Source organism: Pseudonocardia sp. McavD-2-B, assembly GCF_024124365.1.
GTDB lineage: Bacteria > Actinomycetota > Actinomycetes > Mycobacteriales > Pseudonocardiaceae > Pseudonocardia > Pseudonocardia alni.
In genome coordinates this window covers 16,493-39,542 of the sequence record NZ_JAMXSG010000018.1, presented here as the reverse complement: position 1 = coordinate 39,542, position 23,050 = coordinate 16,493, and the positions used below count along the sequence as shown (strand labels likewise).

Below are 23,050 nucleotides of genomic sequence, written 5' to 3'. Positions count from 1 at the left end.
CGTGGGCGCCGGGCCCGCTCCGTCCGGGGGCCCGCCCGGAGCGGGCCCGTCGCCGGGCGGAGGCGGGATCCCGTCGGCCCCGGGAGGTGGCTCCGTGGTCGGGACGACGGTCTCCGACGCCGCGACCGCCGGCGCCGTGACCGCCGGCGCCGTGACCACCGCTGAAGGGACCACCGGTGCGGCGACCGCCGCCCCCGGCGGCACGAGCGCCACTCCGGTCACCACCACGGCGAGCAGCACCGCCCCCGCCCGTAGCCCGGTCCGCCATCCCGGCAGGGACGCGTGACACGGGCCCCGGGACGGGGGAGCGGACGGCGAGGGGAGAGGCACCCGTCCAGCCTGCGGCGACGACCGCTCGTCGCCGGGGTGGACCGTCGTCCTGTGGACGTACCGGCCGGTTGTGGACAACCGCCGCCGGAACCGGGCTCCGCCGCGATCGGCCCGAAGGCCCCGGCGTACACTGGAGGCCGCACCACGTCCGTCGTGGTGACTTCGCGCGCCCGCTCGCCCGTCGCGCCGTTCCCCCAGGGTACGGCGTCGGGAGCGGAGGCCGGGCGGTCCTGCCATCTGACGTCGCACGCACGTGCGACCCGGGGGGCGGGTCCGGCTCCGCCGCGGGCGCCAGGGTGGTCCGCCGACCGGTGGGCCCACGAACCGCCTGCGCGGCATCCGCCGCGCCCGACCGAGAGGTGAACGCAGGCCATGGCCGTCGTCACCATGAAGCAGCTGCTCGACAGCGGCGTGCACTTCGGGCACCAGACCCGTCGCTGGAACCCGAAGATGAAGCGCTACATCCTCACCGAGCGCAACGGCATCTACATCATCGACCTCCAGCAGACGCTGTCGTACATCGACCGCGCCTACGAGTTCGTGCGCGAGACCGTCGCGCACGGTGGGACGATCATGTTCGTCGGCACCAAGAAGCAGGCCCAGGAGGCCATCGCCGAAGAGGCGGGCCGGGTCAACATGCCGTACGTGAACCAGCGTTGGCTGGGTGGCATGCTCACCAACTTCCAGACCGTCCACCGTCGCCTGCAGCGCCTCAAGGAGCTCGAGGCGATGGAGCAGAACGGTGGCTTCGAGGGCCGCTCCAAGCGCGAGATCCTCACGCTGACCCGTGAGAAGGACAAGCTCGAGAAGACCCTCGGCGGTATTCGCGACATGTCCAAGGTCCCGTCCGCCGTCTGGATCGTGGACACCAAGAAGGAGCACATCGCCGTCGGCGAGGCCCGGAAGCTCAAGATCCCGGTCGTCTCCATCCTGGACACCAACTGCGACCCGGACGAGGTCGACTTCCCGATCCCGGGCAACGACGACGCGATCCGCTCGGCCGCGCTGCTGACCAAGGTCATCGCCAAGGCCGCCGCCGACGGACTGGTCTCCCGTGGCCAGCGCCGGGGCGAGGGCGGCGAGGCCGCCACGGAGCAGCCGCTCCCGGAGTGGGAGCAGGACGTCCTGGCGGGCAACGAGGTCGGCTCCGACGGTGCCAGCCTCTCCGCCGCCGGTGGCGACGGTGCGGCGGCCGCGACCGCCCCCGCGTCCACCAGCAACGGCACCCAGAACTGAGTGCGCGCACCCGGCGGGCCCGGACACCGCGGGCCCGCCGGGTGCGACCCGGTGACCCCCTTCCCGTCACGACCCAGAGGACGAGAGACACCCGATGGCGAACTACACCGCCGCCGACGTCAAGCGGCTCCGTGAGCTCACCGGCTCCGGGATGATGGACTGCAAGAAGGCGCTCGAGGAGTCCGACGGCGACTTCGACAAGGCCGTCGAGCTGCTCCGCATCAAGGGCGCGAAGGACGTCGGCAAGCGCGCCGAGCGCGCCACCGCCAACGGCCTGGTCGTCGCCGACGGCGGCACCCTGGTCGAGCTGGACTGCGAGACCGACTTCGTCGCCAAGTCCGACGACTTCATCGCGCTGGCCGAGAAGATCCTGGCCGCCGCGGTCGCCGAGAAGCCGGCCGACCTCGACGCGCTGCGCGAGACCAAGCTCGAGGACGGCACCGTGGGCGAGGCCGTGCAGGCCCTGTCCGCCCGCATCGGCGAGAAGTTCGAGCTGAAGCGCTACGCCCGGGTCGACGGCCAGGCGGCCGTCTACCTGCACAAGCGCGCCACCGACCTGCCCCCGCAGATCGGCGTCCTGCTCGCCTACGAGGGCGGCGACGCCGAGGCCGCCCGCGGTCTCGCGATGCAGGTCGCGGCGGCCCGGCCGGAGTACCTGACCCGCGAGCAGGTCCCCGCCGAGATCGTCGAGAACGAGAAGAAGATCGCGGAGGCGACCGCCCGCGAGGAGGGTAAGCCCGAGCAGGTCCTGCCCCGCATCGTCGAGGGCCGGGTCAACGGCTACTACAAGGACGTCGTGCTCCTGGAGCAGGCCTCCGTCGTCGACCCGAAGAAGTCGGTCAAGGCCGTCGCCGACGAGGCGGGTCTGACCATCAACGACTTCGTGCGCTTCGAGGTCGGCCAGAACTGATCCTTCTCGCCCCCGCCCGGGTGGTGCTCCGCGCACCGCCCGGGCGGAGGGTGAGAGGATCGTGACCGCCAGCGAGTACGACCAGGCCGGGGGATGCAACCGTGATCGAGGAAACCCTCTTCGACGTCGAGGAGAAGATGGAGAAGGCCGTCACGGTCGCCCGTGACGATCTGGCGTCGGTGCGAACCGGCCGGGCCACTCCGAACATGTTCTCCCGGATCGTCGTGGACTACTACGGCGCGTGGACCCCGCTGAACCAGCTCGCCTCGGTGTCGATCCCCGAGGCGCGGATGGCGGTCATCAAGCCCTACGACGCCAGCCAGCTCAAGCAGCTCGAGAAGGCGATCGCCGACTCGGACCTCGGGGTCAACCCGTCCAACGACGGTCAGATCATCCGCGTGATCATCCCGCAGCTCTCCGAGGAGCGGCGCCGGGACATGGTCAAGGTCGCCCGCGGCAAGGGCGAGGACGCGCGCGTCGTGCTCCGCGGCCTGCGCCGCAAGGCGATGGACGAGCTGCACCGCATCCAGCGTGACGGTGAGGCCGGCGAGGACGAGGTCGCCCGCGCCGAGAAGGAGCTGCAGGGCGTCACGGACCGCTACGTCGCGCAGATCGACGAGCTGGTCAAGAACAAGGAATCCGAGCTCCTCGAGGTCTGAGCCCGGTGCCCTCCTCCTCCGACGCCGCCGTCCCCGTGACCTCCGACCTCCCCGGTGACGGTCCGGCCGGCGTGCCGGTCGAGCCGAAGCCGGTCCGTGGGCAGAGGGGCTACAAGCGCTCCCGGATCGGGCGCAACCTGGTGGCCGCGATCGCCGTCGGCGTCGGGCTCGGCGTCGTCATTCTGGTGAGCCTGCTGATCGAGCGGCAGGGCTTCGTGCTGGTCCTGGCCGGCGTCACCGCGGTCGGCACCTGGGAACTCGCGGGTGCGCTGCGTCGCGGCGCCGACATCCGGGTGTCGCTGCCCGTCCTGCTGGTCGGCGGCCAGGCCGTCGTCTGGCTGTCCTGGCCGTTCGGCCTGCGGGGCGCCGCGATCGCCCTCGCCGCGACCGTGCTGGGCTGCCTGCTGTGGCGGATGCGCAGCGGCGCCGCCCACTTCGTGCGCGACATCAGCGCGTCGCTGTTCGTGGCCGTCTACGTCCCGCTGCTCGTGGCCTTCGCCGTGCAGTTGACCGTCGCCCCGGACGGCGTGGGCCGGGTCCTCACATTCCTGCTCTGCGTGGTCGCCTCCGACGTCGGCGGGTACGCGGCGGGCGTCGTCGCGGGCCGGCACCCGATGGCCCCCACGATCAGCCCGAAGAAGTCCTGGGAGGGCTTCGCGGGCTCGATGGTCGCCGGCATGCTCGTCGGCTCGCTCTGCGCCGCGCTGCTGCTCGGCACGGCCTGGTACTGGGGCTCGCTCGTCGGGGCGCTGCTGGTCGCCACCGCGACGCTGGGCGACCTCGTCGAGTCGCTGGTGAAGCGCGACATCGGCGTCAAGGACATGGGACACCTGCTGCCCGGGCACGGCGGTCTGATGGACCGCCTGGACTCGCTGCTGCCGACCGCGTTCGTCGCCTGGGCGATCCTCGGGATCGTCGTCCCGATCGCGTGAAGCGCACCTACCAGGGGTTCGGCGGCCGGCCGAAGCCCGGCCCGGCCATCCCCAGTCCGAACATCTGGAACTGGCCCGAGGTCTACGAGACCGAGAACCGCGCCCAGGACGCCGACGGCGAGCTCTGGGCCGCGCTGTGGGCCGAGACCGGCGGCTGGGCGGGGGCCGACGTCGTCGACGTCGGCTGCGGGGACGGCTTCCACCTGCCGCGTTTCGCCGAGCAGGCCGCCACCGTCACCGGTGTCGAGCCGCACCCGCCTCTGGTCGAACGGGCACGACGGCGGGTCGCCGGAGACGACCGCATCACCCTGCACACCGCGGGCGCCGAGCGGCTCCCGCTGCCCGACGCCTGCGCGGACCTGGTCCATGCCCGCACCGCGTACTTCTTCGGGCCGGGCTGTGAACCGGGGCTCGCCGAGGCCGAGCGGGTACTGCGCCCGGGCGGGGTGCTCGCCGTCGTCGACCTGGATTTCACGGTGCGGCCGTACGGGACGTGGCTGCGTGCCGACCTGCCCCGCTACGACCCGCCCGCGGTCGACCGGTTCTTCGCCGCCCACGGCTTCGCGCTGCGCCGGGTCGTCTCGACCTGGCGGTTCGACACCCGCGCGGACCTGGAGGAGGTTCTGCGCATCGAGTTCTCCGCCCGCACCGCGCGCCGGGCGATCGACGACGTCGCCGACCGCACCGTGCGCGTGGGCTACCGGCTCCACACCCGGCGCCGCGCCGACGGCCTCGTCCTGCCGCCCTGAGCCCGCGGCGCCGGGAGCGGCCTCAGGCCAGGGTGATCGACCCGTCCGCGACGGTGACCTGCCGCGGGTCGAGCGGCCGCTGGGCAGGCCCGTCGACGACGGCGCCGTCGAGGGAGAAGCGGCTGTTGTGGCACGGGCAGACGATCTGGCCGTCGGTGACCTGGCTGACGGTGCAGCCCTGGTGCGGGCAGATCGCGGACAGCCCGGTGAACGTCCCCTGCTGCGGCTGGGTGACGACGACCTGCGCGTCGGCGTAGATCGCGCCGCCGCCGACCGGCACCGCGGACGCCGGGCCGAGGACGGTGCCGGGGGAGCCCTGCGGGGCGTCCCCGGTCTGGGCCTGCCCGCCGTTGGCGGTGGTGGTGGAACCGCCGCCACCGCAGGCGGCGACCGCGCCGATCGCGGCCGCGCCGGCACCGGCGATCATCGCGCGGCGGCCGACGGCGGGCCCTCCGGCGCGCGGGGCGGGGTCGGGCTCGGTGGAGGACGTCGTGGGGAGGGTCATGGCTCTCCTGGGGGAGGCCGGGCGGGGCCCGGCGGTGTGGTGGTGGCGGCCCGGGGCTCGGGGACCCGGGCACGTGACGAGCCTCCCATGATGTCCGGTTCGAGGGAGGACGGGTGTGTCGTTCCGCCACACCCGCGCCGTGTCCCGGGCCGCTCTCGCTACCGTGGATGCATGCCGTACACGATGCGCCAGCCGTCGCTGGGCGTTCCCGTGCCGAGCCTGGAGATCGTCCTGGGCCTGCTGGCCTGGGTGGTCGGTGCGAGTGGTCTCGGGAACGGGTTCGCCACCGTCCTCGTCGCGCTCGGGATCTTCCTGACCGCGTACCTGTGGATCGTGCGCCGGCGCAACGCGGCGATGGCGGTGACCCTGCACCCCGAGCGGAAGCGGCGGATGCAGCGGCTGATCGTGATCGGCGTGGCCGGGGTCGTGCTGCTGCCGTCGCTGTTGTCCCTGGTCGACTACGGCGAGCTGGCCACCGCCCTGTCCGCCGCCCTCGTCGGGGTACTGCTGATCCAGGCGTCCACCGTGCTGGAGGAGCGCAGCCTCGTCGCGACCGGCGGCCTGGTGCTGCTCGTCGCCGCGTTCGGCGCCTTCCTGGCCCTGACCTACCAGGGGCAGGGGACCGGGTCCGCCGTGCCGGTGACCGGGCTCTGCGCCGGGATCGTGCTGTGGGTCGCGGCCGCGCGCAGGCTCGGGATCCTGGAGGACCTCTCCCGGCGCTACAACGTGCGCATCCCCGGGATCCGCTGACCCGCGGCCGGGCTGGCACACTGGAGGTGCCATGTCCAGCCTCCCGCTCGTCTTCGACGCACCCCGCCGCGGTACTCCGCCCCGCCACCTCGCCGACGTCGACCCGGCCGACCGTGCCGCCGTCGCCCAGGAGCTCGGCGTACCGCGGTTCCGCCTCGACCAGTTGGCCCGCCACTGGTTCGGTCGTCTCACCGACGACCTCGACACCATGAGCGACCTCGGCGGTGACGTCCGGGAGAAGCTGCGCCCGCTGCTCCCGCCGCTGGTCACGCCGCTGACCGAGAAGGCCTGCGACGGCGGCGCCACCCGCAAGACGCTGTGGCGCGGCCACGACGGCGTGCTCGCCGAGAGCGTGCTGATGCGCTACCCGGACCGGGCGACGGTCTGCATCTCCAGCCAGGCCGGCTGCGGGATGGCCTGCCCGTTCTGCGCCACCGGCCAGGGCGGCCTGCAGCGCAACCTGTCGACCGCCGAGATCGTCGACCAGGTCCGCCGTGCCGCCGCCCAGGCCCGCGACGGCGTGCTGGACGAGCCGACCCGGCTGTCGAACGTCGTGTTCATGGGGATGGGCGAGCCGCTCGCCAACTACAAGCGGGTCGTCGCCGCCGTCCGCCGGATCACCGAGCCGGCCCCGGACGGGCTGGGCATCTCCGCGCGCGGGGTCACCGTGTCCACCGTCGGGCTCGTCCCGGCGATCGACCGGCTCCGCGAGGAGGGGATCCCGGTCACCCTGGCCATCTCGCTGCACTGCCCGGACGACGAGCTGCGCGACACCCTCGTACCGGTCAACAACCGGTGGAAGGTGGCCGAGGTCCTCGATGCGGGCCGCCGCTATGCGACCACGACCGGCCGCCGCGTCTCCATCGAGTACGCGCTGATCCGCGACGTGAACGATCAGCCGTGGCGCGCCGACATGCTGGCGAAGGTCCTGCGGCAGCACATCGGCACGTCCCGGGTGCACGTCAACCTCATCCCGCTGAACCCGACGCCGGGCAGCGAGTGGGACGCCTCGCCGAAACCCGTCGAGGAGGAGTTCGTGCGCCGGGTGCGCGCGGCCGGCGTCGCCTGCACCGTCCGCGACACCCGCGGCCAGGAGATCGACGCGGCCTGCGGACAGCTCGCCGCGTCGCATCCGGGCTGACCCGCCCGGCGACCCCCTCGGCAGCTCGCCGCGTCGCGTCCGGGCCGACCCGCCCGGCGACCCCCTCGCGTCGCCGGGCGGAGCAGCTCAGAGCCGGTCGCCGCTCTCCGGGTGGAACAGGTGCAGCCCCTCGGCCGACGGCGTCAGCGCGACTCGGTCCCCGCGCCGCGCCCCGGTGCGCCCCGCGGTCCGCACGACGACGGCGTCGTCGCGCGAGCCGGTCAGCGACGCCGTCGCCGACAGGTCGCCGGAGGACTCGGCCAGGGTGCCGTAGAGGTAGGCGTCGGACCCGAGCTCCTCGACGACGTCGACCCGGGCCGGGATGCCCTCGCCGCCGTCGGGGGAGACCGTCCACTGCTCGGGACGGATGCCCAGGGTCACCTCGGTGAGCTGGTGCGCCCCGATCGTCGACCGGACGTCCTGGGGCAGCGCGACCTCCCGCCCGGCGAGGGTCACCCCGCGCTCGGTCACCTTCGCGGTGAACAGGTTCATCGCCGGCGAACCGATGAACCCGGCGACGAACGCGTTCTGCGGCCGGTCGTACAGGTCGGCCGGGCTGGCGAACTGCTGCAGCTTCCCGTCGGCGAGCAACGCGACCCGGTCGCCCATCGTCATGGCCTCGACCTGGTCGTGGGTGACGTAGACGGTGGTGACGCCCAGACGTCGCTGCAGTGCCGCGATCTCGGTGCGGGTCTGCACCCGCATCTTCGCGTCGAGGTTCGACAGCGGCTCGTCCATCAGGAAGACCCGCGGCTCGCGCACGATCGCCCGGCCCATCGCGACGCGCTGACGCTGGCCGCCGGACAGCGCGCGCGGCTTGCGGTCGAGGTAGTCGGTCAGGCCGAGGATCTCGGCGGCCTCCTTGACCTTGACCGCCCGCTCGGCCTTGTCGATCCCGGCCATCTTCAGCGGGAACGCCATGTTCTCCCCGACGGTCTTGTTCGGGTAGAGCGCGTAGTTCTGGAACACCATGGCGATGTCCCGGTCGCGGGAGGCGACCCCGACCATGTTCTCGCCGTCGATCCGGATCGAGCCGCTGTCGATCTCCTCGAGGCCCGCGAGCATCCGCAGCGCCGTCGACTTGCCCGATCCGGACGGCCCGACGAGCACGACGAACTCGCCGTCCTCGATCGTCAGGTCCAGCCGGTCGACGGCCGGCTTGGCTCCGGGGGTGTAGATCCGAGATGCCTGGTCGAACACCACGTCAGCCACGGCGGGCTCCCATCCTGTTCACGAACACGATCACTTGACGGCCCCGAAGGACAGGCCCTGGACCAGCTTGTTCTGGGCGATCCAGCCGGCGATGACGACGGGCAGCGCGGCCACGGTGGCTGCCGCGCAGAGACTGGCGAAGTACAGGCCCTCGGAGGTGATGAACCCGACGAGGTACACGGGCACGGTCGCGGCCCGCGAGGCGGTCAGGTTCACCGCGAAGAAGAACTCGTTCCAGGCGAAGATCATGCAGATCAGCGCGGTGGCGGCCATGCCGGGCGAGATGATCGGCAGCACGACCTCGCGCAGCGAGCGCCACAGCGACGCCCCGTCCATGCTCGCGGCCTCCAGGAGTTCCTTGGGGACCTCCAGGAAGAACGACCGCATCATCCACACCGCGATCGGCAGGTTCATCGCCGTGTAGAGCACGACGAGCGTCCAGATGTTGTCCAGGGCGCCCAGGTAGTTCACGACGACGTAGATCGGCACGATCGCCGCGACGACCGGCAGCATCTTGGTCGAGATGAAGAAGAACAGCACGTCCTGGGTCTTCTTCACCGGCCGCAGCGACAGCGCGAACGCGGCCGGGGTGCCCAGCAGGAGCACCAGGACCGTCGAGGCGACCGTCGCGAACAGCGAGTTGAGCAGGTAGGGCCCGACCCCGCCGCCGAACACCTCGGCGAAGTTGTCGAACGTGGGGACGAAGAACACCGTCGGCGGGATCGTGACGGCCTGCGCCTCGGTCTTGAAGGCGGTCATCACCATCCACAGCACGGGGAAGAAGAACCCGAGCCCGACGATCCAGGCCAGCACGCTCAGCAGCGGCCCGGCTCCGCGCGGGGCCTTCCGCGGCGTCGTCGTCGCGGGGGTGGAGTTCCGTTCGGCGACTGCGGTCATCACGCCTCCTCGGCGGCGGAGAAGCTGCGGAAGATCAGGCGCAGCGCCAGGGTGGCGACGATGATCGTCGCCACCACGGTGACCACGCCCATCGCGGCGGACTCGCCGATGTCGAAGCCCAGGAACGCCCGCTGGTAGATGTAGAACGGCAGGTTCGCCGACGCCGTACCCGGACCGCCCTGGGTCATCATGTAGATCGTGTCGAACGTGTTGACCAGGTAGATCGCGCCGAGCACGACACCGAGCTCGATGAACCGCTGCAGGTGCGGCAGCGTCACCTCGCGGAACACCGCGAACCCGGTCGCCCCGTCCATCCGGGCGGCCTCGAGGACCTCCTGCGGCTGGGAGCCGAGCCCGGCGAGGATCAGCAGCATCATGAACGGCGTCCACTGCCACACCAGCGCGACGATCACCGCGGCCCGCGGGAAGGTGGACACCCAGTCGGTCTGCCCGGCGCCGAACGGCGAGAGCAGGAAGTTCACCAAGCCGTAGGTGGGGTCGAACAGCACCGACTTCCACAGCAGCGCACCGGCGACCGGGGTGATCAGGAACGGCGTGATGATCAGCGTCCGGACGATGCCGCGGCCGAGGAACGCGCGGTTGAGCAGCAGCGCGATCAGCAGCCCGAGCACCATCGCGATCGCGACCGCGCCCAGGGTGAGCAGGATCGAGTTCAGCGCGACGCCGCGGAACTGCGAGTCGGTGAACACCGTCGCGTAGTTCTCCAGCCCGACGAAGCGCTGGCTGCCGGGGCGCACCAGGTTCCAGGACTGCAGCGAGTACCAGATCGTCACCAGGAACGGCAGCTGCGTGACGATGATCGTGAAGATCAGCGCGGGCAGCAGCGGTGCCCGGCGGATCCAGCCGTCGCGACGCTCCGCGGCCGGTGAGGTCTGCCGTTCCGGTGCCGCCTGCGGTGGTGCCTCTGTGGTCGTCACCGGTCGCCCCCGCTCTGCTGGTAGGACTCGCCGACGGTCTCGGCGTACTGCTGGGCCTGGTCGAGGGCCTCGTCAGCGGTCTGCTGCCCGGCGATGGCCGCGGAGATCTGCTGGCTGACCCGGGTCCCCAGGTCCTGGAACTCGGGGATCCCGACGAACTGCAGCCCGGTGTACGGGACGGGGTCGCGGGTCGGCCGGTCCTGGTTCGCGGCGTTGATCGCCGCGATGGTCTGCGGCGCGTAGGCCTGCGAGGCGGCGACGTACTCGGGGATCTCGTAGGTCGACTGGCGTGCGCCGGGCGGGACGGAGGTCCAGCCGAGTTCCTCGCCGACCATCGTCTGGTACGGCTTCGAGGTCATCCAGGACAGGAACTTCCAGGTCGCGTCGACCTGCTCGGGGCCCTTCTCCGCGGTGGTGCGGGGGATGGCCAGCGCCCACGAGTACAGCCAGCCCGAGGACAGGCCGTCGACGCCGGTGGGTGCCGGGGCGTAGCCGACCTTCCCGGCGACGTTGGACTGGGCCGGGTCCTCCAGCAGACCCGCGGCGACGGTGGCGTCGAACCACATCGCGGTGTTGCCCTGGCTGAACTGGTTGCCGCACTCGGAGAACCCGGAGCCCGCGGCGCCGGCCTGGCCGTCGCGGCGGACGAGGTCGACGTAGAAGTTGACCGCCTTCCGCACCTCGGGTGAGGTCAGCTGGGCGTTCCAGTCCTGGTCGAACCAGCGGCCGCCGTAGGAGTTGATCATCGCGTCGACCGGGGCCATGACCTCGCCCCAGCCGGGCTTGCCGCGCAGGCAGATGCCGCCGCGGCCCTGTTCGCGGTCGGTGAGACGGTCGGCGAACTGCGCCACCTGGTCCCAGGTCGGCTTCGCGGGCATGGTCAACCCTGCCTGCTCGAACAGGTCCTTGCGGTACATCAGGAACGCCGACTCGCCGTAGAACGGCACCGAGTACATGTGTCCGTCCGGGCCGGAGAGCGCGCCGCGGATGGTCGGGGTGAAGTCGTCCCGGTCGTAGCCGGGAGTGGCGTCCATCAGCGGGTCGAGGTCGACCAGCCAGCCGTTGCGGGCCCACTGCGGGGTCTCGTAGTTCGAGATCATCACCGCGTCGAACTCGTCGCCGCCGGTGGCGACCGATGCAGTGATCTTGGCGCGGGCCTCGTTCTCCGACAGGCTCACGAAGCGCACGGTGATGCCGGGGTTCTCGGCCTCGAACCGCGGGCTCAGCTCGATCGCGTCCTCCATCTGCGGGTTGGACACGATCGCGATCGTCACGATCCGCGTACCCTCGGGCAGGCCGAACGTGCCGGCACCGGCGCAGCCGGTGAGGGCGAGACCGATGACCGCCAGCAGTGCGGTGAGGACGGCGGGACGCGACCTGGTTCTCGGGCGCACGGACACTCTCCTCGTCGTCGAGGGCTCCGACGGGTGTGCAACGGTGTGGTCCGGGACACGTCCGTCCGGTATGACCGGTGCACGGTATGCGTGGAGCAACCGCTTGCGCAACCGGTTGCCTGTACGCTGTCGCCAACCCGTGACCCGCCTCGGAGGTGCGTGATCGCGACCATGGCCGAGGTCGCCCGGCTCGCCGGGGTCTCCACCGCGACCGTGTCCCACGTCCTGAACGGCACCCGGCCCGTTCGGGAGACCACCCGCGAGCAGGTGCTGGCCGCGATGGCGCAGGTGCACTACACGCCCAACGCCGCCGCACGCTCGCTCGCGACCGCGCGCACCCGGACCGTCGGGCTCGCGCTGTCGGCGATCTCCAACCCGTACCTGGGCGAGCTGCTGCACGCGATCGAGGACGAGTCCGCCGCGGCCGGACACACCCTGCTGCTCGCCGACCCGCACGACGACCCGGGCTACGAGGCGACGGCCGTCGCGCAGCTCCGTAGCCGGGTGGACGGCGTGCTGTTCGCCCCCTCGGGGGGGTCCACCGCGACCCTGGAGGCGCTCGCCGCGCAGAACGTGCCGACGGTACTGGTCGACCGGATGCTGGACGGGCGGCTGGACGAGGTCGGCTCGGAGAACGTGGAGCCCGTCGCGGGGCTGGTGACCCACCTCGCCGGGGCGGGGCACGACCGGATCGGCTTCGTGATGGGCCTCCCCGGTTTGTCGACGACCGTCGAGCGCCTGGAGGGCTACCGCCTCGGGATGCGCCGGGCCGGCCTCCCGCCAGGACCGGTGGTGGAGGGGCGTTCGGACAGCGAGCCCGCCCGCGTCGCGGTGCGCGAACTGCTGGCCTCGCCCGGACGGCCTGCCGCACTGGTCACGGGCAACAACGCGATGACGATCGGCGCCGTCCAGGCGGCCCACGACCTGGGGCTGAGCATCCCCGGGGACCTGGCGCTGGCCGCGTTCGACGACTTCCCGTGGGCCGACGCGTTCAGCCCGCGCCTGACCGTCGTCGCGCAGCCCTTCGCCGAGATCGGCCGGGAGGCGGTCCGGCTGCTGCTGCGGCGCATGGCAGAGCCCGACGCGGAACGGCGCTCGCTGCGGCTGCCGACGACCTTCGTGCACCGGGAGTCCTGCGGCTGCCGACCATGATCCTTCACTGCGGAGCGTGCGATGTCCCGCAAGGTGCACCGGGCTCCACGGAGAAGGATCACCGCAGCGCCGCCGACCGGATCCGGCCCACCGTGTCGCCCGGCCGGTCCCGGACGTCCTGCCAGGTGAACCGCAGCACCGTCCACCCCGCGGCGACCAGTGCGTTCTGCTTGCGCCGGTCGGCCCGGAAGCGGGCCGGGTCCGAGTGGAACGCCCAGCCGTCGATCTCCACCGCGAGCCGTTCCGCCACGAACGCGACGTCCACCCGCCACGGACCGAAGGGCCACCCGAGGACGAACCCGGTGAGCCCCGCCCGTCGCAGGTGCGCGACGAGGCGCCGCTCGGCCCGCGAGTCGGCCCGGTCGGCGGCCTCGACGACGAGCTCGCGGGCCCGGGCCCAGCCGTGGGCGCCGACGCCGCGCTGGAACGCGGCGAGCAGCTCGGGGAAGGGCAACCCCCGCTGCAGCACCCGGTCGAGGAAGGTGGTGCCGTCGGTGAGGGCGACGGCCGTCTCCAGCGCGGTCAGGGCCGGTGCCGTGACGGCGACACCGCGCCGTTCCGTCCGGTCCGCCGCGTCCAGGGTGCGCCGGCGGACCCGGATCCCGTCCGGTGGTGTGCGCCGCGCGGGCGCGGGCACGGTCACCCCCACGACCGGGAACGCGGTGGTGGGCACCGACATCCGGTGCAGGAACGCCGCTGCGGGCCCGTCGACGACGGCGCCCGGCCCGGCCCACAACGCGGCGGCCACCACCCGTCCCCATGCGGTGGGCCGGTGCGACGACGCCCGATACACCCCCGGTGCGACGATCACCAGGGCGCCGCGGATGACCCGGGCGCGCAGTGCCCTCGCCGAGATCCCGCACGCCAGCGCCTGCCCTCGGGAGAACACCCCGTCCTGGCCGCGCAGCACCGTGTCCAGGTCCATGCGGCGCACCCTGGCCGGGAGCCGCGCGCGCCACGGGCGAACGCGGGGGAGCCGTTCGCAGTCGTGATCCTTCTCCGGGGAGTCGGGGGTCCCTCGCAGGGCGGTGCGGGTTCCACGGAGAAGGATCACCCGCGCCCGGCGAGCACCTCCGCGAGGTCGAAGTTCACCGGGCGCTCCAGCTGCTCGTAGGTGCACGAGGCAGGATCGCGGTCCGGGCGCCACCGCACGAACTGGGTGGTGTGGCGGAACCGTGCGCCCTCCATGTAGTCGTAGCGGACCTCGACCACCCGCTCCGGGCGCAGCGGGACGAAGGACAGGTCCTTGCCGGCGTTCCACCGGCTCGTCTCGGACTTGCGCGGTGTCCGCTCGCCCTCCAGCTGCTTCGCCCAGGCCCACGGGTGGTCGTCGAAGTCGGTGACCAGCGGCTGCAGCTCGGTCATGAGCTCGCGGCGCCGCGCCATCGGGAACGCCCCGACGACCCCGACCGACACCAGTACCCCGCGGGCGTCGTGCAGGCCCAGCAGCAGCGACCCGACGGCGTCCGGGCCGGACTTGTGCACCCGGTAACCGGCGACGACGCAGTCCGCGGTCCGCTCGTGCTTCACCTTGGTCATGACGCGCTTGTCGGGCTGGTAGGTCCCGGCCGGGTCCTTCGCGATGAGCCCGTCGAGCCCGGCGCCCTCGAACTTCTCGAACCAGCGGCGTGCGGTGGCGGTGTCGTCGGTGACCGGGGTGAGGTGTACCGGCGGGGCGACGCCGGCGAACGCCTCCTCCAGCAGCGCGCGGCGCTCGGCGAACGGGCGCGCGGTGAGGTCGTCGTCGCCGAGCGCCAGCAGGTCGAAGGCCACGAACGACGCCGGCGTCTCGGTCGAGAGCAGCGCCACCCGGCTGGCCGCGGGGTGGATCCGCTGCTGGAGCGCCTCGAAGTCCAGTGCGTTCCCGGAGGCGACGACGAGCTCCCCGTCGACGACCGCGCGCGGGGGGAAGTGCGCCTTCACCGCCTCGACGACCTCGGGGAAGTAGCGGGTCATCGGCTTCTCGTTGCGGGAGCCGATCTCCACCTCGTCGCCGTCGCGGAAGACGATCGAGCGGAAGCCGTCCCACTTGGGCTCGTAGAGCCTGCCCTCGGGGATCGACGGGGCGGGCTTGGCCAGCATCGGCTTCACCGGGGGCATCACGGGCAGGTCCACGGCGGACGAGTCTCCTCCCGATCGTCGGCGCGAGCATCCCGGCTCGCCCGTCCGAGGGGGGACCGGCCGGGTGCGCCAGACTGATCGGTGTGGGACGACTGCCCGACCGGGAGGCGCTGGAGCGGGCGCGGGACGCGACGATCGACGACGTCCTGCCCGGGCCCGGCGACCCGCCGCTGCGGGTCCTGTTCTGCGGCATCAACCCCGGCCTGGTGTCGGCGGCGACCGGGCACCACTTCGCCCGCCCCGGCAACCGGTTCTGGCCGGTGCTGCACGGGTCCGGGTTCACCCCGCGCCTGCTGGCACCGGCCGAGCAGGGCGAGCTGGCGCGGCTCGGGCTCGGCATCACGAACATGGCGCCCCGGGCCACCGCGCGGGCCGACGAGCTGTCCGACGACGAGGTCGTCGCCGGTGGGGAGCGGCTGCGCGCGCTGGTCGCGGCGCGGGAGCCGGGCTGGCTGGCCGTCGTCGGGATCGGGGCGTACCGGACCGCGTTCGGGCGGCGCGACGCGGCGGTGGGGGAGCAGCCCGACCGGCTGGGGACGGCCGGGATCTGGGTGCTGCCGAACCCCTCGGGGCTCAACGCGCACTGGTCGCGCGCGGCGATGGTCGCCGAGTTCGCGCGGCTGCGGGCCCGTGCCCGGGAGCAGGGGCCGGGCCAGGTGTACTGCTAGGACTCCGGGGTCGTCGCGCGCAGGAACAGCCCGAGCGCCAGGCCGACGGCGAGGAAGACCAGCAGCCACCACCACGTGCCGGACAGCACCCACACGGCGGACCCGACGGCGAGACCACCGCCGATCCCGTACCCGAGGCGGTTCAACCTGTCCTTGCGTGGCCCGTCGTCCATGGGCGCCGAGCCTAGCGGCCGTCTCGGTCGAGATCGGGCAGATCGGGCGTCTCCGCACCGTCGCGCTCGTCGCGGTCGGCCCACTCCAGCAGCGGCTCGATGCCGAACTCGGCCTCGTCGATGCCGGCGTGCAGGTCGCCCAGCTCGGCGTAGCGGGCCGGGACGGTGGCGATCGTGAAGTCCCGGGGCTCGCAGTCGTCGATCTCGTCCCAGGCCACCGGGGCCGACACCCGCGCGTCGGGGGTGCCGCGCACCGAGTAGGCGCAGGCGATCGTGTGGTCGCGGGCGTTCTGGTTGTAGTCGACGAAGACCGTCGACGGGTCGCGGTCCTTGCGCCACCAGGACAGGTCGACGCGGTCGCAGCGACGCTCCACCTCGCGGGCGAACGCGTGCGCGGCGCGGCGGACGTCGGCGAAGCCGTGGTCCGGCGGGATGCGCACGTAGACGTGCAGTCCGGAGCCGCCGGAGGTCTTCGGGAACCCGGTCGCGCCCAGCTCGTCGAGCACCTCGTGCACCACGCCGGCGACGCGGCGGACATCGGCCCAGGACGCGTCGGGCATCGGGTCCAGGTCGATGCGCCACTCGTCGGGGGACTCGACGTCGGCGGCGCGGGAGTTCCAGGGGTGGAACTCGACGGTGGACATCTGCACCGCCCAGACGACGTCGGCCGGGTGGGCGACGCACAGCTCGTCGGCGGTGCGGTTGTACCGCGGGAAGGTCACGCGGACGGTGCGGACCCAGTCGGGGGCGCCGCGCGGCAGCCGCTTCTGGTGCACCTTCTCCCCGGTGACGCCGGTGGGGAAGCGGTGCAGCATGCACGGCCGGTCGCGCAGCGCGCGGACGACGCCGTCGCCGACGGCGGTGTAGTAGTCGGCGAGGTCCCGCTTGGTCTCGCCCCGCTCCGGGAAGTAGACGCGGTCGGGGCTGGACAGCCGCACCACGCGGTCGCCGATCGTCAGCTCGACCGGCTCACCCGCCCCGCGCGCGGCCACCCGTGGCTCAGAGCCGGCGACGCCGCCGGTAGACCGGGTACGCGACCGCGCCGATCAGGCAGACGGCAGCGGGCACGGCCGAGAACAGGAACTCGGTCCAGCTCACCGGGTGCCCGATGGTGAACAGCAGCAGCACGATGCCGGTGACGGCGGCCGCGATCGGCAGACCCTTGGGGAAGTTCTGGTGCCAGCCCCAGTCGACCGACGGCTCGTCGGCCGGGTCGACCCCGGACGCGACCGCGATCTCGCGGGTCTTGCTGGTCGTTGCGCTGTGCGCCACTGCCTTGCTGGCCACCGTGTGTCCTCCTGCTCCGGCTCCGTGCGGGGTCATCGTCGCACAGCTCGCGGGCCGAGGATGATGTGCGGTGATGAAGTCACTCGTCGTGTTGGGCAGCACCGGGTCGATCGGCACCCAGGCCCTGGACGTGATCACCCGCGCCGGCGGGTTCACGGTGTCCGGGCTGGCCGCGGGCGGATCGGACGTGGACCTGCTGGTGTCCCAGGTCCGCACGCACCGGGTCGGGCGGGTCGCGGTCGCGTCCGCCGCGGCGGCGGCGCGGCTGCGGGAGGAGCTGCCCGGCGTCGAGGTGCTCGACGGCCCGGACGCCGCGACCGAGCTGGTCACCGCGTGCGGCGCCGACATCGTCCTGAACGGCATCACCGGCTCCCGCGGCCTCGGCCCGACCCTGGCCGCGCTCGCCACCGGTGCCCGGCTCGCGCTGGCGAACAAGGAGTCGCTGGTCGCGGGTGGTCCGCTGGTGTCGGCGGCGGCCGCGCCGGGGCAGATCGTGCCGGTCGACTCCGAGCACTCCGCGCTCGCGCAGTGCCTGCGCGGCGGGCGGGGGTCCGAGGTCGACCGGCTGGTCCTCACCGCCTCGGGCGGCCCGTTCCGCGGCCGGTCGCGCGCGTCGCTGCGGGACGTGACCGTCGAGCAGGCCCTGAAGCACCCGACCTGGGACATGGGCCCGGTCATCACCATCAACTCGGCGACGCTGGTGAACAAGGGCCTCGAGGTGATCGAGGCGCACCTGCTGTTCGGGGTGCCCTACGACCGCATCGACGTCACCGTGCACCCGCAGTCGATCGTGCACTCGATGGTCACCTTCGCCGACGGCTCGACGATCGCGCAGGCGTCGCCGCCGGACATGCGGCTGCCGATCGCGCTGGCGCTCGGCTGGCCGGACCGCATTGCCGGCGCCTCGGCGCCGTGCCGCTGGGACACCGCGCAGAGCTGGACCTTCGAGCCCCTCGACGACGACGCGTTCCCCGGTGTGCGGCTGGCCCGCGCCGCCGGGACGACGGGCGGCTGCCTGCCCGCGGTGCTCAACGCGGCCAACGAGGAGCTCGTCGAGGCGTTCGTCGCCGGGGCGATCGGCTACACCGACGTCACCGACCTCCTCGGCGGGGTGCTGGAGGCGGCCGACGCCTGGACGGGTGACCCGGCTACCGTGGAGGACGTGCTGGCTGCCGAGACCTGGGCCCGCGCCCACGCGCGCGAGAAGGCGGGAACGTGACCATCGTCTGGACGGTCGTCGGTATCGCGATCTTCTTCTTCGGGCTGCTGCTGTCGATCGCCTGGCACGAGCTCGGGCACTTCACCACGGCCCGCTGGTTCGGGATCAAGGTCCCGGAGTTCATGGTCGGCTTCGGTCGCACCCTGTGGTCGGTCCGCCGCGGCGAGACCGAGTACGGCATCAAGATGATCCCGCTGGGCGGCTATGTACGGATGATCGGCATGCTGCCCCCCGCGAAGGGCGGGACGCTGGGCCGCAGCCGTCGCACCGGTCCCTTCCAGGGGCTGATGGACGACGCGCGGCGCCAGAGCCAGGCCGACGTGCTCCCGCAGGACGCGGACCGGCAGTTCTGGACCCGGTCGCCGTGGAAGCGGATCGTCGTCATGTTCGCCGGGCCGTTCATGAACCTGATCCTGGCGATCGCGCTGTTCTTCGTGACGTTCATGGGCGTCGGCATGGTCGCGCCGACCACCCAGATCGCCGCGCTCGAGGAGTGCGTGCTCCCGGCAGTGGCGGTGCAGGGCCAGGCCCCGGAGAAGTGCCCGGCCGGGGCGCCGCTGGCGCCCGCGCTGGCCGCGGGTGTCCAGCCCGACGACCGCATCGTCGAGGTCGGCGGGCAGCAGTTCGGGCCGGACGACGGCATGGCGGTGCAGGACGCGATCCGCGCGTCGTCGGGGCCGACCCCGATCGTCGTCGAGCGTGCCGGTCAGCGGATCCCGCTGACGGTGGACGTCATCCCGAACGTCCTGCCCGACCGCAACTCCTCCGAACCCGGGGCCACGGTCACCGCGGGCTACCTCGGCGTCCTGCTGAACACCAGCTACCAGCCGCTGACGGCGGGGGAGACGGTCACCCAGATCGGCGACGGCGTCGTCCGCACCGCGCAGGCGATCACCCAGATCCCGGCCCGCATCCCGGCGCTGTTCGGCGCGGCCTTCCTCGGGGAGGAGCGGGGCGAGGACAGCCCGATGGGCGTCGTCGGGGTCTCCCGGATCGGTGGGGAGATCCTCGCCCAGCAGGACGTTCCCTGGCAGCAGGACGTCGCGCTGTTCCTGAACATGCTCGCCGCGGTGAACCTCTCACTGTTCTTCCTCAACCTGCTCCCGGTTCCGCCGCTGGACGGTGGTCAGATCGTCCCGGCGATCTGGGAGGCGATCAAGCGCAACACCGCGAAGCTGCTCGGACGCCCCGACCCCGGCCCGGTCGACGCGGCCAAGCTGCTCCCGGTCGCCTACGTGTTCATCGTCGTCTTCCTGGGGTTCTCGGTGATCGTGGCGATCGCCGACATCGTCAACCCGGTGCGGCTGTTCGGGTGAGCGCAGCACCCGAGGGCGTACGCCCGCTGGCCGTCTTCGACATCGACGGTGTCCTCGCCGACGTCTCGCACCGGCTGCACTACCTCGACGTGCACCGGTGGGAGAAGTTCTTCGCCGCCGCGCACGCCGACCCGCTCCTCGACGAGGGCGCGGACCGGCTGCGCGCGGCCCAGGACGAGTACGACGTCGTCTACCTGACCGGCCGCCCCGAGCGGAACCGCAGGCTGACCGAGACCTGGCTGAGGGGCTTCGGCCTGCCGACAGGGCCGCTGTTCATGCGCCCCGACGACGACCACCGCCCCGCCCGCTACGTCAAGCGCGAGGTCCTGCGGCTGCTCGCCCGCGAGCGGGAGATCGCGATGATCCTCGACGACGACCCCGCCGTCGTCCGGGTGCTGGAGGCCGACGGGTGGCCGGTCGAGCTCGCGACATGGCTGCCGCACTCGTCGACACTGCAGGACGCGCAGGAGCGACAGGGTCGCACTTGATCTCCGGGGTGTGGTGTGCCCAGAGTGTCGAAGCAAGAGACCGCCCTAACGCGATGCCGCAAGCTCCCAGGTGTCTTCGAACTTCGTGGACTTCCTGACTAGACCCTCGTTGCGCAAGTGGTCCAGCCTTACCCGGACGCCTTCTAGCGGGGATCCATACGTCGTGCCCACAAGCGCTCGCATCTCGTCATCGAGCATGTCTGTCAGTTGTGCAGGGTCTTCTGGGCCCATCCTGAGAAGGTCAAGAATTTCGTGATCGATCTCTTCCATCGAACTGCCTAAGCTCGTGCCGTGGGTGGGGACTGTGGAACTCGTGCGTGCGGACCGTGTAAGGCCCTTCCGTTCCTGACGATCACGTGGCATTCAAGTCCACTGTCGCAGTAAACGTTAACGCTCACCGACGGTCAATTGTTGTACTTCTTGCCAGTCACAGGTGCCGATTGCACGGTTATCTTACGACATACAGCGAAAGATTGAGTAATCAAGTCGTCGAACATCGCGATCCCGCGCCGAACTTCGGAGTCGTTGACGGCTTGGACCGTGAAGTGGGTAACGGAGGTCGCCTCAAGCGCCGTGTTTCGGTGCGTGGGAGCGACTGTGAATAGCGTGAGGCCACCCAGGGCGCTCAGAGACGCGACTGTAATCCGCTTGCAGGTCAAGGCTCCTCTCGTCGCCGATTGCATTTTGATTGACCGTGTCGACAGAAGCAACGAAGCGGGTTGACCTCACCCGATGGTGGCGCGGGAGAGAGGCGACCCAGCACGAAGGCATCGCGGCGCGAAGTGCCCCTGCTCACCGGGTACGGCGGGTCCCGCGGCACGGTGGGATAGTGGAGGTCGTGAGCGTCTCCCTGGGTATGCCGTCCGCGCCCGCGCCGACCCTGGCCCCGCGCCGCAGGACGCGGCAGCTGCAGGTCGGCCCGGTCGGTGTCGGATCCGACCACCCGATCTCCGTCCAGTCCATGACGACCACCCTGACCTCCGACGTCAACGCGACCCTCCAGCAGATCGCCGAGCTGACCGCGGCCGGCTGCGACATCGTGCGCGTCGCCTGCCCGTCCGCCGACGACGCCGAGGCCCTGCCCGCGATCGCGCAGAAGTCGCAGATCCCGGTGATCGCCGACATCCACTTCCAGCCCAAGTACGTGTTCGCCGCGATCGAGGCCGGCTGTGCCGCGGTGCGGGTGAACCCGGGCAACATCCGCAAGTTCGACGACCAGGTCAAGGAGATCGCGCAGGCCGCGAAGGACCACGGCACGCCGATCCGGATCGGCGTCAACGCGGGCTCGCTCGACAAGCGCCTGATGGAGAAGTACGGCAAGGCGACGCCCGAGGCGCTCGCCGAGTCGGCCATGTGGGAGGCGGGCCTGTTCGCCGAGCACGACTTCCACGACATCAAGATCTCGGTCAAGCACAACGACCCGGTCGTCATGGTGCGGGCCTACGAGCTGCTCGCTGAGCAGTGCGACTACCCGCTGCACCTGGGCGTCACCGAGGCCGGGCCCGCGTTCCAGGGCACGATCAAGTCGGCCGTGGCGTTCGGGGCGCTGCTGCGCCAGGGCATCGGCGACACCATCCGGGTCTCGCTGTCCGCGCCGCCGGTCGAGGAGATCAAGGTCGGCCAGCAGATCCTGGAGTCGCTGAACCTGCGCCCGCGCAAGCTGGAGATCGTGTCCTGCCCGTCCTGCGGTCGGGCCCAGGTCGACGTCTACACCCTCGCCGACGAGGTCACCGCCGGGCTGACCGGCATGGAGGTCCCGCTGCGCGTGGCCGTCATGGGCTGCGTCGTCAACGGTCCCGGCGAGGCCCGCGAGGCCGACCTCGGCGTCGCCTCCGGCAACGGCAAGGGCCAGATCTTCGTCAAGGGCGAGGTCATCAAGACCGTCCCCGAGCACAAGATCGTGGAGACGCTGATCGAGGAGGCCATGCGGCTCGCCGAGGAGATGGGCGAGAGCGTGGACGGTGTGACGGGTGAACCGCAGGTGACCGTCGGCTGAGCGAGTGCCGGTACCGGACGGGCGTCGGCGTGGCATCATGAACCCGTGCTGAGGGTGGCCGGAGCACGGCTTCTCGACGATCGTCACCGCTCCGGGGTGCACGACGTGCTCGACGCCGACCCGGTCGCCGCGTGCATGGTCGCCTCCCGTATCGAGGCGGTCGGCCTCGACCCGTGGCGGCTGGGTGGTGAGCTGTGGTCCCACGGGGCCCCGGCGGACGGTCTGTGCTTCTCCGGGGCGAACCTGGTGCCGTTGCGCGGTGACCGGGCGGCGCTGCGTGCCTTCGCCGACCGGGCCCGCCGGGCCGGACGGGTGTGCTCGTCGCTGGTGGGGCGGGCCGAGCTCGTCCTGCCGCTGTGGGAGGACCTCGCACCGGGCTGGGGCCCGGCCCGCGAGATCCGGCCCGACCAGCCGCTGATGACCCTCGAACGGCCGCCGATGATCGCGCCCGACGCCCGGGTGCGTCCGGTCCGGATCTCCGAACTCGACCGCTACCTGCCGGCCGCCGTCGCGATGTTCACCGAGGAGGTCGGCGTCGACCCCCGCGAGGGCGACGGCGGGGCGGGCTACCGGGCCCGGGTCGCCGAGCTGATCACGTCCGGGCGGGCGTTCGCCCGGTTCCACGACGGTGAAGTCGTGTTCAAGGCCGAGATCGGCGCCCTGTCGCGCACCGTCGGCCAGATCCAGGGGGTCTGGGTGGACCCGGCCTGGCGCGGGCACGGGCTCGGCACGGCCGGGACGTCGGCGGTCGCGGTCGCGCTCGCCGGGATGGGCCGCCGCGCCAGCCTGTACGTCAACGCCTTCAACGCACCGGCCCGGTCCGCGTACCAGCGGGTCGGGTTCGTGCAGGTCGCGCGGTTCGCCACCGTCCTGTTCTGAGCACGATCGGGTCGCGGTGCTTGACCGTGCCGCAACGGCACGGTGTCGACTCGGCCGTGGCTGCGGACATCCGCCGCGCCACCACGAGCAGGGAGGTC

General features: G+C 72.2%; 25 protein-coding genes. 15 read left to right on the top strand and 10 right to left on the bottom strand.

Annotation, left to right across the window (positions count from 1 at the left end):
* Window positions 1-94 precede the first annotated feature (94 nt).
* The 6 genes from NH602_RS05065 to NH602_RS05040 all read left to right on the top strand — a co-directional run bounded on the left by NH602_RS05065 (window position 95) and on the right by NH602_RS05040 (window position 4,816).
* A complete protein-coding gene (locus NH602_RS05065) occupies window positions 95-286 on the top strand; it encodes a hypothetical protein (protein ID WP_253067150.1) in 192 nt (63 codons plus the stop codon).
* A 416-nt stretch (window positions 287-702) separates the two neighbouring features.
* Window positions 703-1,566, top strand: coding sequence for a 30S ribosomal protein S2 (gene rpsB, locus NH602_RS05060; protein ID WP_100879986.1), 864 nt, complete (start codon window positions 703-705; stop codon window positions 1,564-1,566).
* A gap of 94 nt (window positions 1,567-1,660) precedes the next feature.
* Window positions 1,661-2,476: a translation elongation factor Ts gene (gene tsf, locus NH602_RS05055; protein WP_073578170.1), complete on the top strand. Its 816-nt coding sequence runs from the start codon at window positions 1,661-1,663 to the stop codon at window positions 2,474-2,476.
* 101 nt (window positions 2,477-2,577) lie between these two features.
* Entirely contained in the window at window positions 2,578-3,135 is a 558-nt protein-coding gene (gene frr / locus NH602_RS05050; protein ID WP_020622047.1) for a ribosome recycling factor, read from the top strand.
* 5 nt (window positions 3,136-3,140) lie between these two features.
* Entirely contained in the window at window positions 3,141-4,067 is a 927-nt protein-coding gene (locus NH602_RS05045; RefSeq protein WP_083659095.1) for a phosphatidate cytidylyltransferase, read from the top strand.
* Window positions 4,064-4,816 carry a class I SAM-dependent methyltransferase gene (locus NH602_RS05040; RefSeq protein WP_253067149.1) on the top strand — a complete coding sequence of 251 codons (753 nt, stop codon included), beginning with the start codon at window positions 4,064-4,066 and terminating at the stop codon, window positions 4,814-4,816. The genes NH602_RS05045 and NH602_RS05040 overlap by 4 nt, the downstream gene beginning before the upstream one ends.
* 22 nt (window positions 4,817-4,838) lie before the next feature.
* Here the strand turns inward: NH602_RS05040 and NH602_RS05035 are convergent, their stop codons facing one another.
* A complete protein-coding gene (locus tag NH602_RS05035) occupies window positions 4,839-5,321 on the bottom strand; it encodes a Rieske (2Fe-2S) protein (RefSeq protein WP_253067148.1) in 483 nt (160 codons plus the stop codon).
* 171 nt (window positions 5,322-5,492) lie between these two features.
* Here NH602_RS05035 and NH602_RS05030 point away from each other — a divergent pair, with 171 nt between their 5' ends.
* Together NH602_RS05030 and rlmN are read left to right on the top strand one after the other, a co-directional pair.
* Window positions 5,493-6,071 carry a hypothetical protein gene (locus NH602_RS05030; RefSeq protein WP_073578168.1) on the top strand — a complete coding sequence of 193 codons (579 nt, stop codon included), beginning with the start codon at window positions 5,493-5,495 and terminating at the stop codon, window positions 6,069-6,071.
* A 31-nt stretch (window positions 6,072-6,102) separates the two neighbouring features.
* Window positions 6,103-7,212, top strand: a complete 1,110-nt coding sequence (rlmN, locus tag NH602_RS05025) for a 23S rRNA (adenine(2503)-C(2))-methyltransferase RlmN (protein WP_062401040.1) — start codon at window positions 6,103-6,105, stop codon at window positions 7,210-7,212.
* An 87-nt stretch (window positions 7,213-7,299) separates the two neighbouring features.
* Here the strand turns inward: rlmN and NH602_RS05020 are convergent, their stop codons facing one another.
* Genes NH602_RS05020 through NH602_RS05005 form a run of 4 tightly spaced genes read right to left on the bottom strand, consistent with a single transcriptional unit; the run spans window position 7,300 to window position 11,653 of the window.
* The gene (locus NH602_RS05020; protein ID WP_073578167.1) at window positions 7,300-8,424 is read right to left on the bottom strand and encodes an ABC transporter ATP-binding protein; all 1,125 of its coding nucleotides are present in this window, start codon (window positions 8,422-8,424) and stop codon (window positions 7,300-7,302) included.
* A gap of 30 nt (window positions 8,425-8,454) precedes the next feature.
* The gene (locus NH602_RS05015) at window positions 8,455-9,321 is read right to left on the bottom strand and encodes a carbohydrate ABC transporter permease (RefSeq protein ID WP_218899248.1); all 867 of its coding nucleotides are present in this window, start codon (window positions 9,319-9,321) and stop codon (window positions 8,455-8,457) included.
* Window positions 9,321-10,259 (bottom strand): carbohydrate ABC transporter permease, encoded by a 939-nt coding sequence (locus NH602_RS05010; protein WP_073578165.1) that lies wholly within the window; start codon window positions 10,257-10,259, stop codon window positions 9,321-9,323. The genes NH602_RS05015 and NH602_RS05010 overlap by 1 nt, the downstream gene beginning before the upstream one ends.
* The gene (locus tag NH602_RS05005) at window positions 10,256-11,653 is read right to left on the bottom strand and encodes an extracellular solute-binding protein (RefSeq protein WP_253067147.1); all 1,398 of its coding nucleotides are present in this window, start codon (window positions 11,651-11,653) and stop codon (window positions 10,256-10,258) included. The genes NH602_RS05010 and NH602_RS05005 overlap by 4 nt, the downstream gene beginning before the upstream one ends.
* A 159-nt stretch (window positions 11,654-11,812) precedes the next feature.
* On the opposite strand from NH602_RS05005, the gene NH602_RS05000 reads away from it, so the two are divergent.
* A complete protein-coding gene (locus tag NH602_RS05000) occupies window positions 11,813-12,805 on the top strand; it encodes a LacI family DNA-binding transcriptional regulator (RefSeq protein ID WP_308292808.1) in 993 nt (330 codons plus the stop codon).
* 58 nt (window positions 12,806-12,863) lie between these two features.
* Here NH602_RS05000 and NH602_RS04995 read toward each other — a convergent pair whose 3' ends face one another.
* Both NH602_RS04995 and NH602_RS04990 read right to left on the bottom strand, forming a co-directional pair.
* A complete protein-coding gene (locus NH602_RS04995; RefSeq protein ID WP_179760728.1) occupies window positions 12,864-13,730 on the bottom strand; it encodes a type IV toxin-antitoxin system AbiEi family antitoxin domain-containing protein in 867 nt (288 codons plus the stop codon).
* Window positions 13,731-13,855: 125 nt separating this feature from the next.
* The gene (locus NH602_RS04990) at window positions 13,856-14,920 is read right to left on the bottom strand and encodes an ATP-dependent DNA ligase (protein WP_179760727.1); all 1,065 of its coding nucleotides are present in this window, start codon (window positions 14,918-14,920) and stop codon (window positions 13,856-13,858) included.
* Window positions 14,921-15,009: 89 nt separating this feature from the next.
* Here NH602_RS04990 and mug point away from each other — a divergent pair, with 89 nt between their 5' ends.
* Complete coding sequence (gene mug / locus NH602_RS04985; protein WP_161152323.1) at window positions 15,010-15,594, top strand: G/U mismatch-specific DNA glycosylase; 585 nt, start codon at window positions 15,010-15,012, stop codon at window positions 15,592-15,594.
* Here the strand turns inward: mug and NH602_RS04980 are convergent.
* Genes NH602_RS04980 through NH602_RS04970 form a run of 3 tightly spaced genes read right to left on the bottom strand, consistent with a single transcriptional unit; the run spans window position 15,591 to window position 17,054 of the window.
* Complete coding sequence (locus NH602_RS04980) at window positions 15,591-15,767, bottom strand: hypothetical protein (RefSeq protein ID WP_161152324.1); 177 nt, start codon at window positions 15,765-15,767, stop codon at window positions 15,591-15,593. The two genes, mug and NH602_RS04980, sit on opposite strands and share 4 nt — an antisense overlap.
* Before the next feature lie 11 nt (window positions 15,768-15,778).
* Window positions 15,779-16,759 carry a non-homologous end-joining DNA ligase gene (gene ligD / locus NH602_RS04975; protein ID WP_253067146.1) on the bottom strand — a complete coding sequence of 327 codons (981 nt, stop codon included), beginning with the start codon at window positions 16,757-16,759 and terminating at the stop codon, window positions 15,779-15,781.
* Window positions 16,760-16,766: 7 nt separating this feature from the next.
* Window positions 16,767-17,054 carry a DUF2631 domain-containing protein gene (locus NH602_RS04970; RefSeq protein ID WP_168172194.1) on the bottom strand — a complete coding sequence of 96 codons (288 nt, stop codon included), beginning with the start codon at window positions 17,052-17,054 and terminating at the stop codon, window positions 16,767-16,769.
* Window positions 17,055-17,127: 73 nt separating this feature from the next.
* On the opposite strand from NH602_RS04970, the gene dxr reads away from it, so the two are divergent.
* The 5 genes from dxr to NH602_RS04945 all read left to right on the top strand — a co-directional run bounded on the left by dxr (window position 17,128) and on the right by NH602_RS04945 (window position 22,952).
* Window positions 17,128-18,273 carry a 1-deoxy-D-xylulose-5-phosphate reductoisomerase gene (dxr, locus tag NH602_RS04965; protein WP_253067145.1) on the top strand — a complete coding sequence of 382 codons (1,146 nt, stop codon included), beginning with the start codon at window positions 17,128-17,130 and terminating at the stop codon, window positions 18,271-18,273.
* Window positions 18,270-19,589: a site-2 protease family protein gene (locus NH602_RS04960; RefSeq protein WP_253067144.1), complete on the top strand. Its 1,320-nt coding sequence runs from the start codon at window positions 18,270-18,272 to the stop codon at window positions 19,587-19,589. Before dxr ends, NH602_RS04960 begins: the two co-directional genes overlap by 4 nt.
* Complete coding sequence (locus NH602_RS04955) at window positions 19,586-20,077, top strand: hypothetical protein (RefSeq protein ID WP_253067143.1); 492 nt, start codon at window positions 19,586-19,588, stop codon at window positions 20,075-20,077. The genes NH602_RS04960 and NH602_RS04955 overlap by 4 nt, the downstream gene beginning before the upstream one ends.
* 838 nt (window positions 20,078-20,915) lie before the next feature.
* The gene (ispG, locus tag NH602_RS04950) at window positions 20,916-22,073 is read left to right on the top strand and encodes a flavodoxin-dependent (E)-4-hydroxy-3-methylbut-2-enyl-diphosphate synthase (RefSeq protein WP_174565920.1); all 1,158 of its coding nucleotides are present in this window, start codon (window positions 20,916-20,918) and stop codon (window positions 22,071-22,073) included.
* 45 nt (window positions 22,074-22,118) lie between these two features.
* Window positions 22,119-22,952 (top strand): GNAT family N-acetyltransferase, encoded by an 834-nt coding sequence (locus NH602_RS04945; RefSeq protein ID WP_100879998.1) that lies wholly within the window; start codon window positions 22,119-22,121, stop codon window positions 22,950-22,952.
* The last annotated feature ends 98 nt before the right edge of the window (window positions 22,953-23,050 follow it).

Bases quoted from the DNA above. Each gene is read 5' to 3' on its own strand.
- rpsB (WP_100879986.1), top strand. From the start codon at position 703: ATGGCCGTCGTCACCATGAAGCAGCTGCTCGACAGCGGCGTGCACTTC.
- tsf (WP_073578170.1), top strand. From the start codon at position 1,661: ATGGCGAACTACACCGCCGCCGACGTCAAGCGGCTCCGTGAGCTCACC.
- NH602_RS05035 (WP_253067148.1), bottom strand. From the start codon at position 5,321: ATGACCCTCCCCACGACGTCCTCCACCGAGCCCGACCCCGCCCCGCGC.
- NH602_RS05030 (WP_073578168.1), top strand. From the start codon at position 5,493: ATGCCGTACACGATGCGCCAGCCGTCGCTGGGCGTTCCCGTGCCGAGC.
- rlmN (WP_062401040.1), top strand. From the start codon at position 6,103: ATGTCCAGCCTCCCGCTCGTCTTCGACGCACCCCGCCGCGGTACTCCG.
- NH602_RS05015 (WP_218899248.1), bottom strand. From the start codon at position 9,321: ATGACCGCAGTCGCCGAACGGAACTCCACCCCCGCGACGACGACGCCG.
- NH602_RS04995 (WP_179760728.1), bottom strand. From the start codon at position 13,730: ATGGACCTGGACACGGTGCTGCGCGGCCAGGACGGGGTGTTCTCCCGA.
- NH602_RS04980 (WP_161152324.1), bottom strand. From the start codon at position 15,767: ATGGACGACGGGCCACGCAAGGACAGGTTGAACCGCCTCGGGTACGGG.
- dxr (WP_253067145.1), top strand. From the start codon at position 17,128: ATGAAGTCACTCGTCGTGTTGGGCAGCACCGGGTCGATCGGCACCCAG.